The 13,422-nt window shown below is 60.3% G+C and carries 13 protein-coding genes; 4 read left to right on the plus strand and 9 right to left on the minus strand.

Features of this window, described 5'->3' with window-relative positions; translation table 11 throughout:
• Positions 1-314 precede the first annotated feature (314 nt).
• From ACVIGA_RS36795 to ACVIGA_RS36805, 3 genes are read right to left on the minus strand one after another with little or no spacing between them, the layout of a single operon-like run.
• Positions 315-869, minus strand: coding sequence for a hypothetical protein (locus ACVIGA_RS36795; protein WP_456669865.1), 555 nt, complete (start codon positions 867-869; stop codon positions 315-317).
• Positions 866-2,038 carry an ERF family protein gene (locus ACVIGA_RS36800; RefSeq protein ID WP_456669866.1) on the minus strand — a complete coding sequence of 391 codons (1,173 nt, stop codon included), beginning with the start codon at positions 2,036-2,038 and terminating at the stop codon, positions 866-868. Before ACVIGA_RS36800 ends, ACVIGA_RS36795 begins: the two co-directional genes overlap by 4 nt.
• Positions 2,022-2,876, minus strand: coding sequence for a YqaJ viral recombinase family nuclease (locus tag ACVIGA_RS36805; protein ID WP_456670968.1), 855 nt, complete (start codon positions 2,874-2,876; stop codon positions 2,022-2,024). The genes ACVIGA_RS36800 and ACVIGA_RS36805 overlap by 17 nt, the downstream gene beginning before the upstream one ends.
• Positions 2,877-3,244: 368 nt before the next feature.
• Between ACVIGA_RS36805 and ACVIGA_RS36810 the strand changes: the two genes are divergently transcribed.
• The 3 genes from ACVIGA_RS36810 to ACVIGA_RS36820 all read left to right on the plus strand — a co-directional run bounded on the left by ACVIGA_RS36810 (position 3,245) and on the right by ACVIGA_RS36820 (position 5,352).
• On the plus strand, positions 3,245-3,547 hold the full coding sequence (locus ACVIGA_RS36810) for a hypothetical protein (RefSeq protein WP_456669867.1): 303 nt from the start codon (positions 3,245-3,247) through the stop codon (positions 3,545-3,547).
• Positions 3,548-4,216: 669 nt separating this feature from the next.
• Complete coding sequence (locus tag ACVIGA_RS36815; protein WP_456669868.1) at positions 4,217-4,528, plus strand: hypothetical protein; 312 nt, start codon at positions 4,217-4,219, stop codon at positions 4,526-4,528.
• Positions 4,529-4,731: 203 nt separating this feature from the next.
• Positions 4,732-5,352, plus strand: a complete 621-nt coding sequence (locus ACVIGA_RS36820) for a hypothetical protein (RefSeq protein ID WP_456669869.1) — start codon at positions 4,732-4,734, stop codon at positions 5,350-5,352.
• A 456-nt stretch (positions 5,353-5,808) separates the two neighbouring features.
• Here the strand turns inward: ACVIGA_RS36820 and ACVIGA_RS36825 are convergent, their stop codons facing one another.
• The 6 genes from ACVIGA_RS36825 to ACVIGA_RS36850 all read right to left on the minus strand — a co-directional run bounded on the left by ACVIGA_RS36825 (position 5,809) and on the right by ACVIGA_RS36850 (position 12,191).
• Positions 5,809-6,675: a hypothetical protein gene (locus ACVIGA_RS36825; protein WP_456669870.1), complete on the minus strand. Its 867-nt coding sequence runs from the start codon at positions 6,673-6,675 to the stop codon at positions 5,809-5,811.
• 194 nt (positions 6,676-6,869) lie between these two features.
• Positions 6,870-7,199 carry a DUF5681 domain-containing protein gene (locus tag ACVIGA_RS36830; protein ID WP_456669871.1) on the minus strand — a complete coding sequence of 110 codons (330 nt, stop codon included), beginning with the start codon at positions 7,197-7,199 and terminating at the stop codon, positions 6,870-6,872.
• Positions 7,183-7,590: a DUF5681 domain-containing protein gene (locus ACVIGA_RS36835; RefSeq protein ID WP_456669872.1), complete on the minus strand. Its 408-nt coding sequence runs from the start codon at positions 7,588-7,590 to the stop codon at positions 7,183-7,185. The genes ACVIGA_RS36830 and ACVIGA_RS36835 overlap by 17 nt, the downstream gene beginning before the upstream one ends.
• A 214-nt stretch (positions 7,591-7,804) precedes the next feature.
• Positions 7,805-9,373 (minus strand): site-specific DNA-methyltransferase, encoded by a 1,569-nt coding sequence (locus tag ACVIGA_RS36840; RefSeq protein ID WP_456669873.1) that lies wholly within the window; start codon positions 9,371-9,373, stop codon positions 7,805-7,807.
• An 805-nt stretch (positions 9,374-10,178) separates the two neighbouring features.
• A complete protein-coding gene (locus ACVIGA_RS36845; RefSeq protein ID WP_456669874.1) occupies positions 10,179-11,294 on the minus strand; it encodes a hypothetical protein in 1,116 nt (371 codons plus the stop codon).
• 255 nt (positions 11,295-11,549) lie between these two features.
• Positions 11,550-12,191, minus strand: a complete 642-nt coding sequence (locus tag ACVIGA_RS36850) for a hypothetical protein (RefSeq protein WP_456669875.1) — start codon at positions 12,189-12,191, stop codon at positions 11,550-11,552.
• Between ACVIGA_RS36850 and dinB the strand changes: the two genes are divergently transcribed.
• Positions 12,165-13,412, plus strand: a complete 1,248-nt coding sequence (gene dinB / locus ACVIGA_RS36855) for a DNA polymerase IV (RefSeq protein ID WP_456669876.1) — start codon at positions 12,165-12,167, stop codon at positions 13,410-13,412. The genes ACVIGA_RS36850 and dinB overlap by 27 nt on opposite strands.
• The last annotated feature ends 10 nt before the right edge of the window (positions 13,413-13,422 follow it).

Consider the following 13,422-nt stretch of genomic DNA (forward strand, 5'->3'; position numbering starts at 1 on the left):
GTTGAACGTTGTGCTAATTACACAATGTTATTGTCACCAGAGCAATGCGCATATCGTCCCTTTTGCGCGGCTGCTCTCCAACAGCCGTGCGTCCACATCCCGCCTCAACGAATACTTCGTTGGTGTATCTGCAACGGCTTGTTCGCAAAAGTCAGATGGAGAACCTATTCCGGTGCTTCCCCCTAACTATCGTTCTGAATCTATTGGAAGGCTGAGGCCGTACGCACGACTTGCTAAGCCCAGCTCTGGCGACAAATGGTGGGACATGATGCATGAACATAGTCTTGGACCCAGAGCCGTGGGTTTCTTGCAGATCACGGCAAGCGACACTTCTTGATCTCCCTGAAGAGCAGAAGGCGTCTGGATTGCGCTGCATTGAGCAGGCCCTCGAACAAGACATAGGCCTCGCGCGCCTGGATGTAGACATCAGTGTTGATGGAATGCTGGTCGAAACCGTACGACGCGAGACGCGCCTCGATTTCGGTCGTGGCAACAGGATCGAGCCGCCAACTCAGCGCGTTTTGTCTGGTGTAGTGCTCGGCCTCGTCTTCGAACTCAGGCGCGATCCCGGCCATGTCGATATGGCGTAAGGCGGCCTCAATTGCCTTTAGCCGATAGGTCGCGAGCAGACGGTGGCGCAGGACGCGGTAACGCTGGATCTCCCAGGAGAGTTCGACGACGTCGATCGCGAGCAGCCACTCGACGGCAGAGCGCGGCCCCAAATCAGCGAAGATCGCCGCGCGTAGCGCGTGGTAATGGTCAAGGCGTTCACCGGGGAGAAGAAGGGGAGGCGGGCCCAACACCTCAAGCGCGACCGGCAACGTTGTTGTTGCGGGCAACTCATGCGCGGTTTGAAATGGTCCATTCATAGCGAGGGAACCTCCGGCTCAAAGCGGGAGGGAGCGGCCGTGCCGGCCACGGCCGCGCTGAGCGGACTGTGGATCGGGCTTGCCGTCCATAAGTCATGGGCCAGCCGCAAGGGATCAATCTTCAAGTTCGCCCACCAGGCCCGTTCGTTGCCATGTCGATGCAGCTCGTGGTGATGGGCGCGACACAACGGAACGGTGTACTCGTCGCTGACCTTGCGGCCGAGAGCCCTGGGTTGGGCGAACTTCAAATGGTGGGCATCAGTAGGCGATTGCCGGCAAATGAGGCAGCATTGTTCTCGCACAAACATGAGGTGCGCCTTGCTGCGCCTGCGGGGCAACTCCTTGGGATGCGCTAATCCGGCCGCAAGCGCATCTGTCAGCGAGGCCGGTACCGCGGCCTCCGTGGCTGCGTAAGGCTCCGGGGGCTGCTCTGGCGCTTGGTCTAAAGTGGGTGCCTGTTGGACCATCCCGGCTTCGTCGGATTCCTGAAGCTTGGTCAGATAGGCGACCTCGACGAGCTTGGCATCCGGCTCCAAGAGGGTGTTCTTGAGCGGAAGGCTGACCTTTGCCCAGACGAGTAGGTCGTCGCCGGGAGGCAGGCCCGCGAGCTGGCTCAACAGCCGCTCCCGAAGCTCGGTCGACCGTGTTAGATCCAGCACCGGCACGCGGTTGAGAGCGCCCTTGGCGGGGGTGGCCTTCGCGCCAGCGGGTACTTGCGGCGCCGGGGCCGGCGGCGCCGCTACCGCGTCGGGGGCGTCGAGATCATCCTCGCCGGCAATTCCGACCAGGGCAAAGAGGGCATAGCGGCGCGCATAAGTGAGCGCCGCTCCCATGCGGTGCGGCGCCTCGACGTCTTTGACGGCGCAGACCGGCAAGTCCGAGGAAATCCATTCCCCGGAGGCATGAGCGAGCAGGGTGGTGAGGTGGATGTGGCCCGTGGTAATCTCGATCCGGGTGGTCTGAATGGTCGCGATCTCCTGCCGGCTCAAGGTCTTGCGTACGATGTCGAGGCCTGCGGCGAGCGACGCATAGCGGAAGGTCCGATCGTCATCGCGCAGGAAGGGCGAGCGGATCATGGCGGTCAGGGTCTTTTCCGGGTTGGTCAGTTCAGCCTGCGCTCTGGCGAGCGCGGCTGCGATCGTGCCGATATGCTCACTTGCCTGATGCATCGACGATCTCCAGCTCGAGCGAGCCAAAGCTGATGGCGCCGGATTTCGCCCGCTTGGCACGAATGCCGCAGCCGAACGCTTCCTTGGCATCCTCCGGCACTAGCTTTTTCAATTCGGCCTTCGCCCGTTCGTGGTCGCCGTGTGCGACGCGGGTGCGGAGGTAACTCGCTGCACATTCGGCCCACAGGTTGGAGGCGGTCATGTCCACGACCTTGACGGCCGCGAGCCGCGGGCGCGGCGCCTCGCTCCCGAACAGGACCGGCGGCTCGCCGGTTCGTACGCAGCGCCAGAATTTCTTCTCCGCGGTCAGCAGAAGGTGCTGGTAGAGCGGGTCCGCATGCAAGGTGATCTCGATCCATTTGCCGCCTCCGGTGATCACCGAGAGCACCGCCGACCTTGCCGCGATCACCCACATGTTGTGTTGCAGCTGCGCCATGTGCTTTTCGGCTGCTGCTTCCTCACTAAAGGCCCATGGCAGCATGAACTTGGCTTCGAACACCGCGCCGGTCTGTTCGACAATGCCGTCGAGCGTTGCCACCATCCATGCATGGACGGGGTGACGCACGCGCTTCTGGATGTCTTTCAAAGTCTGGCCACTGTTGCGCTGATACCAGCTGCGATTGAGCTCTTCGGTGGTGGTACCGAGCTGGACGATAAGATTGTTGGACAAGTCTTCCGGCTCGCTCTCGCCGCGTTTTTCGCGCCATAGGCGGATGAGGTCCACCTCATCATTGCCCATGATGACACGAGCATCCGAGCCGCCAATGAAATGACGGCGATCAGCAGGGTTGAACTTGACGAGCTGAAATCGTGGCTCTGTTGCGCCACCGGTCGGAATAGCACTCACCGGTATCTCCCGTTATGAACAGCGCGGCGATGGTTGCCGCACTGCGCAAACCCCGCTGGATGCGAGGTGAGATAACGGGGCCGTTTCTGTGCCCGGTCGACTCAGTAACGCTCCGTTTGCCGCGGAACGCCAGTCCTTTCTGCAGCAACAATCTTGCTCTTTTGCCGGCCAAAACTTGATGCCGATAGCGAACGGAGCAACGTGACGAGCGTGATCGGCAAGGCGGAGAATAGAGTATGGCGTCAGTTCGACAAATCGAAGCCAATCGGAGAAATGCTAAGCACAGCACGGGCCCGAAGACAGTCCAGGGAAAGGCCCGATCATGCCTGAATGCGCTCCGTCACGGGTTGTCGCGCTCGATGGCGTATGAGAGCACGGGGACCGACGCGTTAACGGACGCTCTTCTCAATCGCTTGGAGCAAGAAGCGCTGGCGTTCGACCCGGCCGCCATCGTAAGCCAGCAGGAACTCGCCAGCGTCCGCTTGGCTCGCTACGAATTGCTCGCAGCATTCCTGATGTGCCCGAGCGCGGCACTAGCAAAACAGATTCGCGGCCTCGCGCGTTACGAATGCAGGGCCTTTACAAAGCAGAAGCGTGTCATCCGGGCCAGCAGGATCAGCAGAGCGCGCGCAGAAACAGAGCGTTCCTACAGCGAGGCATAAGGGGGGCCTCGACATTGAAGTCTCAACGACTAACCGCGGGTCTCATTTAAACACGTAATCGTGGTGTCCATCAAATCGGAAGCAGCTCAGTAACCGCTACTTCCCGGACAAACGACTTCAACTTCCAAGCTCCAATTATGGGATTGTCCTCAGCTGCTGCGGACATGGGTCCTAGCACGGCCAGCATCAACGAAATCAGCAGCGTCTTGCGTATCATGTGTCCCCCCTTTGTCAGAGCGCACGACGGCCTTAGAGCGACGATCATTGCCAACGCCGAGCGAACATATCAATTCAATTGATCAATGTCTCTTATGGGTCAACCTGAGACCTCGCACCGGCGGGTATGCAGAGTCATCCTGCGCATCGATATTCGGCCTCGCAACACGACCGGAAGATCAACAGAAGAAGGAAATCAATAGAGCTTCGTATTTCAGGAAATGTGAAGTTGATCTGATGAGCTTCGGGTTGCTCTATCGAATGATCCACACCCGGCTTCGCTCGCACGGGCGGGTTCATCGAAATTACAAAACTCGGACGGACGTCCTTAGAGAGGCTGGACTCTTCCCCGAACAACGCGAGCGCAAAAAATAGCTGCCCCGTAAAAACCCCCGCTTGCGCTCCACCATCGGTTGAGGGAGGCTTCCGCTGCGTTCGTTGGAGGCAGGGGCCATGAACATGATCGGTGATCGATCGCGCCAGATCGCGATCATCAAGGCGCAATCGGAACTGACAGGCGGTGGGCAGTTTTGCGTCGTGATGCTTGTGCTCAGCATCGTAATCTCCGAGGCGCTTTATCTGGTAGCGACTACGGTCTTTTTCCAAATCCAGGCGGGCATCGCGATGATAGCCGGCATTCTATTGTTTGGATCTGGCATCGCTATTGGTCGGAAGACGACTTACAACGTCTTCGACGCTAAGCCGGTTGCTCCGCCTCCTCCAATGCCCGCCGAACAGCCGCTACATGGTTGGTCAAAAGGTTGAATTTAGACGCGAGGAGCCGGTCATCGCGATTGCGATGCTGATCTTGCTCGCGGGCATTCCTGTGGCGCACCAACTCCGCGCGCAAGGAAACATCATGAAACAAAACTCCTTTGCGCCGGCATGAACAGCGAGCCTTGACCAATCGACACACTTAGCATGCGACGAGCTTGTGCAGGCCATTCCTTAAGAGGAAGGAACATGCAATGTCACGTCTCGGCTACGTTCTCCCCGATCGTCTCGGCGCATCTCCTCTAGATACCATCCCCTTTGTGCTCGGTGTCGCAGATTGCGCGATATCTGTAGCGGAATCGGTTGCTTTGGTAGCTGCCGCCGGAGAAACAGCCTTCTCTCTGCTCATGGCCGATATCGGAGTGCTCAGCGCTCCCGGAGTGGCGGCAGTCGGCAGTTTCATGGCCTTGGGAGCTAGTTACGACGAGGCCAAAAGAGATATCCAGGATCGGGAAACGATATACGGATTTTCGCTCGGCTTAGTGATGGGATCGGATGGCGTGACACCGAAGAAGGGAGCCGATTATTTCGGCCACCGGCACTTCACGCGCAATGTATTCTTGGAGGGCGGAGCCCGATATGCGGCAGATGCCTACAAGCAAGGACTGTTAAATGGATATATGCAAGGTCGCGGATTAACAGCAAACCAAAAAATGAACTTGTGGAAGGATCTGCTGGCTCGCGGCAAGTCGCTGCCAGGTTGGAATGACTTTCGTGGCCAATCATCCCAATCGAAGCAGTGGTCGAGCGCCACGTGGGTCAACTACTATCTATTTTTTGCTGCCGTATTCCGCAAATTTCATACTGTGGAGTAGTAACCGGTATCGCTGCCGCCGAACCATCATCTGCCGCCACCGATCCAGCTGGGACTGGACGTTCTAACTATTGCAGCGTCGCCGGCTTCTCGCGTGAGTTGGTCCAGAACAGTTCGGCTTGCCCTCAGCCCTTCGATTTGCCGATTGCCGAAATCGAGCGTCACAGGATGTAGAGATTCTTGGCTGCCGGCCGGCGCAAGCGAGTCCGCATCGAGCGTCGGCGGGCCCATGCCACCCACATCACCGCCATCGGCCAGATGTAGCATCGGAGGGATAGTTACTCTTCCGCCATTGGCGAAATGCCGCCATGCATCGCCGATCGGGCCACCACCTGCTACATAGCTGTCGTCGCTGTGGCCGAAACGCCCGACGAATTCCGAGTTGTACTTGTCCTGCTGGGCTGCTGGCTGATCCCCGCTTTTGATTGCTCAATCCCACGTCGGACAGTGGGATCATTCAGCAAGAGATCGCCTGACATGTGCAGAACGCCGTCGACAAACGCACCACCCGTCGCGGGATCGAACGTGATCTCGTGATCGCCGGGCCCGAGGGAGGCGCTAGACCGGCTAGAACTAGCATCAGCGGCCGCGGCTCTTTTGCCTGCCTGGATCCCCTGCGGCACTCCGCGGGTCCAGTCGTCAGAGGCCGAGCCGCCATCGGCAAGCCTGCGGACCATGGCGAGACGCCGGCTCGAGACGTCGCCGCCGTCAGCATAGCCAGCCTTGAGCTGGTCGAGGCGATCGCGACCGAGCTTCCGCGCCGAGCTCGCCTTGATGACATACTCGCCGTCGGAGAGCATCGCCGGGATGCTGCGGATGTGGACGTGCCGGGACCGGAGACGCCGCCGCCGCGATCAAACCAGCGACGAATAAAGCCGCCTTTTGCCTCCGCTTGAACCGAAGCCGGAGCCGGCGTCTGCACGGTTTCGATCATCGCGACGACGCCTTGCAGCGCGCTGGCTAACTTGTCGCCAGCCACCTCGATCTCCTGGCTGGCACCTGCGGCTGCCACGTCCGTTCCGGTTGGTGACTGGCCTTCGCCGCGGATGCCGCCGGAGGCCGGCTCATCGACCTTCAGGTCCGGCCGGCTGGCGCTGTTAGCCGCGGCTGAAATGCTCGTCAGGATCGACTGGACAAGGCTGGAGAGGTCAGCGGTCTGCTCGAGCGTTGCGGCTTCGCCGAACCGCTGTGGCGCCTCAGGCGGCCGCAGCGGAACGGTACCCTGCGGCGGCAGTTCCTGCGACGGTGCGACGGGCCAACCATAAGCCGAGTTGGGATCTCGGCGCAGGTAGTCGCCACCGTTCGGGTCGGGCGTGTAGGTCAACGAGGGAGACAGAAGAGGGTGGTCCTGTCATGGTGGAATGAATAGACGCTCTCAGCGTCTCTCGCGTGCCGCTCGAAGAACAACTCTCGTGAATGATCGAAGGCCGTCATGGTCGCGTTGTCGCTTACTAGTAGCAGCAAAATGCACCTTGGTGCTCCCTGGTTGTTCACTTATGAGCCTGGCATCGGCTCGTTTCAAAGCCTCTCGTCGGCTTCGGTGATGCTGAACGTTATTTTATCACCAGGCAGCGGGTCGCCAGGAAACTGCCTACGGAGTTGGTCTAACAGGCGCGCCGCGCCGATATTCTTGTTGAGGGCCATGGTGTAGATCTGATTTACGTAGGCGATCCAACGCAACATCGTGACGGCCTCTCCGTCGATCTCAAGTCGGACCTGTTCCTGTGCAACTTTGCGAAACAGAAACCCGAGAGACTTCGGTCGCTTCGGTTGTTTTGGGCGACCTCTTGGATTTCCGGAGCGACCTTTCTTAAATTGTGTGTTCTTCGATCTAGCTTGCGCGCTCATTAGATTCTTCCGACTTCGGCTTCATTGGTGCGAGTTCGCTTGCTCCCGGCACAAGAATGAATTCTATCTCAGATGGGCCCTCGGCGTCTGGGCCGAAATATTGCTTTGCCATTGTTGCTATGATCCTTGCTGCATCGATATCTCCTCTCATCGCCTTGTTGAACAACTGCCGAAGGTGGATCTCAGCTTTTGGCATTCGCCTGCGCTTGCCGTCGATGTTGACGACAAGCTCCTCGTTATCGATCGATTGCAGGATCCGTCCGGGGTGAAATTCCAGAGCATTCTTTTTGGGTCGCCCGCGCGGATTACCGGACTGGCCTTTTTTGAAGCGCGAACCTAACGGCGGCTTTCGATAGCCCACCTTGTAGCCTTCCGACTTCTCCTTGCCCACCAGTCTCTTCCTTTCGCATTCGATCTCGAACGTGGGACCGGCCTAACCGGCGCCTGAAGTTCCCGAGCATTATTGCCTTATCGAGTCTGGTCGCTGGTCACCGGGGTGAATCCTCGAATATTTCTTTGCGGCGCCGGCTAAGAGTCCGGACGGCACCTTTCTGAAGCGCCCAACTACCGGCGGCTTTCGATGGCCTACCTCATAGCCTTCAGCCCTATTCCTGCTCACCAGTCTCTTCCCTTCCAGATTCGAGTTCTCGGAAGGACTTTCCATCCGATAGCCGAACAGCATCCTGCCCCGTCAGATTCTGCCAGCGTCGGATCGCCGTATCGATATAGAGAGGATCGAGTTCGACCCCGCGGCAGATGCGGCCCGTTCGTTCCGCCGCAAGCAGCGTAGTTCCGCTGCCCAAGAATGAGTCGACCACGATTTCACCTCGGTGCGAGCAGTCCAGCAGGGCATCCATCACCAGCGGGACCGGTTTGACCGTCGGATGCAGTTCCAGAACATTATTGCCTTTTCGAGCCTGGGTGCTGGCGCTCTCGTACCTCCAAACGTTGCTGCGATCTCGACCATTCTTGCCGAGTTGGATATTGTTGGTGTGGCGATCCGTGCCGGACTTGAAGACACAGACGAGTTCATGCTGCGAGCGATACAGCGACCCCATGCCGGCTGAACTCTTGACCCAGACCACGATGTTCTTCAGTTCACTGTAAGCCTCGCGGCCGGCGGCAAGAAGTTGGTCAAGATGCGCCCAGTCCATAAAGACAAAGTGGATTGCTCCACTTTTGCTGTACTTCGCAAGCAAGGCGCAGCTGTCGGTCAGGAAGCGAATAAATTCGTCCCGGCTGAGCTCGCCGACACCTTGAGCAAATTCGCGATGGACAGTCTTCCCGTTGCCGGAGACGTGGCCGCCGATGGGAACGTTGTAGGGCGGATCGATGATGACGACATCACCGCGCTCGTTTCGCATGACTTCGTCGAAGCTGGACTCCGATCTCGCGTCGCCACAATAAACGCGATGGCTGCCGAGCTGCCAAAGATCACCGATCTGGCAGACCGGCACTCCTGTGACGGAGTTGGCATCTGCGATGTCGTCGACTGGTGCCTCAGTGAGCTTCTGAATCGTCAGATCGATTTCAGGCAGGGTGAAGCCCGTCACCGTAAGGTCGAAATCCCGGTCGAGCTCCTTCAACTCCAGAAGGTTTTCGCCCAGAAGGCGCTCGTCCCAATGCGAATTCAGTGCCAGTTTGTTGTCCGCAATCCTAAGCGCCTTCAACTGAGCGGCCGACAGATGCCGGATCTCGACCACGGGTACTCTCGCCATTCCAAGCTTCTTGGCCGCGAGGACCCGCCCGTGGCCAACGACCACGTTCCCCTTGTCATCGATGACAATGGGCATCACGAAGCCAAACTCTCGGATGCTATCGGCAAGCTGGGTAACTTGACGCTGGGAATGCTGGCGCGGATTGCGCGCGTCCAACAGGAGGTCCGCTACCGCGCGATATTGAATCTGGATTTCTATCAGGCCAGCGTTCGTTGCCGTGCGGCTTCTAGCTACTGTGCCGGCAGCCTGCTGAGCGGTTGCTGGGCTAGAGGAAGTCCGTTTGTTTTGGGTCAAATCGCGCACTCCGAGATGGTCGGAGCACTTCAATAATACGGATTCGACGGGTAATGTGGCGCGGAAAATGCGAAATAAAATTACCCGGTCAGGGAATGCATAACGATCGCCCGGCGATTTTTGGGCGGCATGCCGAGGTGCTCCCGGCACAGGTTCGTCCATACGAGTCGCAGACGCCGGTCACGCTTGGCCATTTCATCAGCGTCTCCATAACAAGTTCTCAAGGTTTCAGCATTCGTGACGCTATGGCACGAAAAGATGGTTCCCTTGGCGCTCGGCGTCAGCGTTGACCTTGTCGAGCCGATCTTAAATCGATGCCACCGTTTCGTTCCTTTGGCGGACATGTCGGCGACAGCCTCGACATTTCCGCCCACAATGGAATGAATGCCACCCTGTGCCGACAATTCATCACAGACTCGGCGGATCGAGGGGGTCTTTCTGGTCTCGGCGAAAATGCGAATACGCAGCAGCCGGACGGCAACCCAAACTTGAGCGTAAAAATCAGCATTTCTCAACGTGGGTCCACGCGGGCGTCCCCGGCGGCGTTTAGATATTGTTAACATCGTCCCTCTTGCAAAAAGCGGCCTGCAAGCGCCTCCGCGGGGGCGGGGCGCGCATTCTAAAAAGGGGAGGTTCCGATCGCCCTGTTACTGCGAATCCGTTCCCCTGTTTTCGTAGCATATTCTCCCTGTTAATTTCCGTTCTCGATCCATCGAAAGATCGTCATTCCATTGGACTTTTGCCGCGGAGTGGCCATTCGGAGGCAATGAACAGTAGCGAAGTCCCTGTTGTTGCCCTGTTATGCAGGGAATTGGGTGCTCCAGATCGGTTGGGTTAGACTAGGTCCACCACCCGGACCCCGTTGTATCGCTCAGTGGCACCGCTGGGCCGTTGGTGACGATGCCCTGTGCCGTCCCCCCCGCATTCTTTCTGTCCGCGCGCGACAATCGACGCCTTCTGCGTAGATTTAGTTCGGTGTAAGCAGTGCATCGACGCGTCGGCTGTTTCGTGTGCTGATGATGATCACGCCGTTGCGGGTCGCGAATCTCCCGCCGATCAGCCGCGGCACCTTCTCGGTCAGCGATGACGGCAGCGGGATCATTCCGCCGGTGATGGGATCGCCGACGTTGATCGGCGGTCCGGCCGCGCCGGGCGAAGGCGCGGCCTTGATGAACTCCCTGATCAACTGGATTTCCTCCCGTGACAGGTTGAGCACGGCCTGTGCGTTACCGGCGTCAGAGGCCTTCTTGTCTGCTTCGGCCCTGTCTTGCGCTTCGTCCCGTTGGGCGGCCTCGCGCTTCGCGGCGTCCTGCTCGAGCCGTGCGAGACGGTCACGCAGCGGGACCAGCTCCCGCCGCAGCGCGGCGTTGTCCGACTTCAGCGACGAGATCTGGCCGAGTGCAATCGCTGCCGCAACGCACGCAACGACCGAGATCAGGCTGAGGCATGCAACGGCCAGCCCCGTCATTCCGACGCCACTCGCCGTTTTCCGGTCCGGCACCTCGCCCTCGGAGCGCCGCCGCCGCGCCCGGGCAAGTCGCGGCATGGTGGCGCCGAGGCGTTTGACAAGGCGCGAGAGCCGAGAAGCGTTTTGGTCCGTCTCGTGAATGGAGCCGAATGCCGGCTCGGGGATGATCGGCGCGCGCGGGGGCGGGTCGGGTGCTGCCGTTGCGCGGCTTGCGCCCAAGATCGTGCGATCGGCAAGGCCTTCTTCCATCACGCGAAGGATTTGCGGATCAATCGCGTCGGGCTGTTCGACGACAGCATCGCTGATCGCATCGCGCGGGTCGGCCGCGACGATCGCCACGCGCTCCGCTTGCGGTTCGCTGAGCTCCTGCTCGCCGAGCTCCTGCTCGACGCGGGACGCTTCGAGCTCGCGCCATAGCGCGAGGCCGGAGTCCGTGATCTGCAGCCCGGCCTCGTTGATCGAAGCCCATCCGGATTGGAACACGTCGGCGTCGCCAAGCTCCGACGATCGTTTCAACTTGGTGGCTGCATCGCCCGCCGCGATCATGCGCTTGACTTCGCGGCTGACCTCTTCGAGCGGGATCCGTTGCTCGGGTCTTGCGGCCAGCACGCTCAAGATCGCCAGATTGAACCTCATGTGGCGCCTCTCGATGCCTCGGCAACCGGTCGTGCAGCCGCTCCGCTCCCGAGCAGGCGACGTGCGAACCGCGGAGGAGGCGGAAGCGGATCAATCATGCCGGCGCGGACGAGTCAGTGAGTGATGCGAGTGTAGCGGCTCCCTCAGAGGCAAACAATGCGCCTTCCGGCGCACGACAGATGGATAAGTCTGCCTGCGAACGAGACGTGTCAGGATCACGTCCGCCGCAGTGCCTCAGAGAAACTCGCGAAGCCTGGAGAGCTCGATCACGTGCTCGGGCGACAGCACATCCGGCACGAGGGGAGGCTGCGACGTGGTGCGGATCTCGTAGAGATGCCGGGTCTTCTCGGGCTTGCCCATGAAGTCCCGGATGCATTGGTCGAGCGTTCCGTTGACGATCATATAGGGCGCACGATCCTCTCGCCTGGAATTGCCGAGAGAAGGCCATTTGTAAAGCGAGGCCGCAGCCTGGAAGTCCACCTGATGAGAGTGGTCGGTCATTCCTTGATGTCTACCCGAAAAAGCCTGTTCGTCAAACAACGCCGGCTCGTGAGTGAGCCGGCGCAGCGGGATGCGACGGCCGCGCGTCGTGATGCTCGTCTTCGGCTGAGAATGCCCATGGATGTCGAGCGACCCGCCCACTGCTTCGCGGTGATTCCTTCGACAGCAACCGGCGGCCCGCTTTGATGCCTGGCACGACAGCGCGCGCCCAACGTTCGCCGGCAGACCGCCAGCGCCCGCGGCCGTCCCTGGTCGACCGGAGATGAGTTTGTTCTTGTTTTGTTCGTTGCGCTGCTGTATCGTCCAGGGACGAGCAATCCTGGTCAGGTCGGGGATGAACGCCCTGAGATGGCAGCCGCAGCCACCATCCTTCACGCGGACCTGGATGCGTTCTACGCGTCGGTCGAGCAGCTGCTCGAGCCGTCGCTGCAAGGCAAGCCAATCGCCGTCGGAGGCGGGGTGGTGCTTGCAGCGTCCTATGAGGCCAAGGCCTTTGGGGTCTACGGCGGCATGTCGGGACGGGAAGCGCGCCGGCTCTGCCCGCAACTGATTTTCGTCGGCGGCCACTTCAGCGATTATCAACGGCTGGGTGATGCAGCCATCAAGGTGATCGGCGACTTCACGCCGCTGGTCGAGCGCATTTCGATCGACGAGGCGTTTGCCGACGTTGCCGGATGCACGCATCTGTTCGGAGCGCCCGCCGAAATCGCCGCGGCGATCCGGCGGCGCGTGCGCACAGAGCTCGGCCTTGCGATCTCGGTGGGCGTTGCGCGCACCAAGCATCTGGCGAAGATCGCCTCGCAGGTCGCAAAGCCCGATGGACTGGTCGTCGTCGATCCCGACGACGAGCTCGGATTCCTGCATGAACTGCCGGTTGAACTGATGTGGGGAGTAGGGCCGGTCACCAGGACGCGGCTGGACGCGATCGGCGTCTCGACGATCGGTCAACTCGCCGGTTTGTCGGAGCGGTCGCTGACGCGGTTGCTCGGTCCGGCGGCAGGCGAGAAGCTCGCAGCGCTGGCCTGGAATCGCGATCCGCGACAGCTCACGCCGCATCGGCGCGCGCGATCGGCGGGAGCACAATCGGCGCTTGGCCGAAAGCCCGCGATCGAGCAGGTCATTCGGCCGACGCTGCTTCATCTCGCCGATCGCGTCGCGACGCGGCTCCGGGCGAAATCCCGGCCCGGACGAACCGTGACGGTGCGCGTTCGCTTCGCCGACCTGAAATCGGTGACGCGCTCGATGACGCTCGATGCGCCCGTTTGCACGACAGTGATCCTCGCCCGGCTCGCCGAGAAGCTGGTGCGCGCTACTCTTGCTGACCACCCGGGCGAGAAAATCATCTCGCTGCTGGCAATCTCGGTGTCGCATCTCGAGGAGCATTGGGATCTTGCGCTCGAGCTGCCGCTCGGACTGGCCGATCAGGCGCTTCGCCCTGGAAGTCCGATCGGGATGGCGCGTTGGGCCGCAGACTGTGCCATCGACAAGGTCCGCGATCGTTTCGGCTGGGATGCGATCGGATACGGTTCGGCAGCGCTGGAGGTCGTTCGTTCGGTGCCCGACGACTTCCGCAAGCTGGCCGAGAAGGATCTCTAGCTCTTCGCAG

This window comes from Bradyrhizobium sp. USDA 3240 (assembly GCF_054063295.1).

What these genes read in the sequence shown, in the direction of transcription:
- ACVIGA_RS36795 (WP_456669865.1), bottom strand. Translation starts at nt 869, where the DNA reads ATGAATGGACCATTTCAAACCGCGCATGAGTTGCCCGCAACAACAACG.
- ACVIGA_RS36800 (WP_456669866.1), bottom strand. Translation starts at nt 2,038, where the DNA reads ATGCATCAGGCAAGTGAGCATATCGGCACGATCGCAGCCGCGCTCGCC.
- ACVIGA_RS36810 (WP_456669867.1), top strand. Translation starts at nt 3,245, where the DNA reads ATGGCGTATGAGAGCACGGGGACCGACGCGTTAACGGACGCTCTTCTC.
- ACVIGA_RS36815 (WP_456669868.1), top strand. Translation starts at nt 4,217, where the DNA reads ATGAACATGATCGGTGATCGATCGCGCCAGATCGCGATCATCAAGGCG.
- ACVIGA_RS36820 (WP_456669869.1), top strand. Translation starts at nt 4,732, where the DNA reads ATGTCACGTCTCGGCTACGTTCTCCCCGATCGTCTCGGCGCATCTCCT.
- ACVIGA_RS36830 (WP_456669871.1), bottom strand. Translation starts at nt 7,199, where the DNA reads ATGAGCGCGCAAGCTAGATCGAAGAACACACAATTTAAGAAAGGTCGC.
- ACVIGA_RS36840 (WP_456669873.1), bottom strand. Translation starts at nt 9,373, where the DNA reads ATGGACGAACCTGTGCCGGGAGCACCTCGGCATGCCGCCCAAAAATCG.
- dinB (WP_456669876.1), top strand. Translation starts at nt 12,165, where the DNA reads ATGGCAGCCGCAGCCACCATCCTTCACGCGGACCTGGATGCGTTCTAC.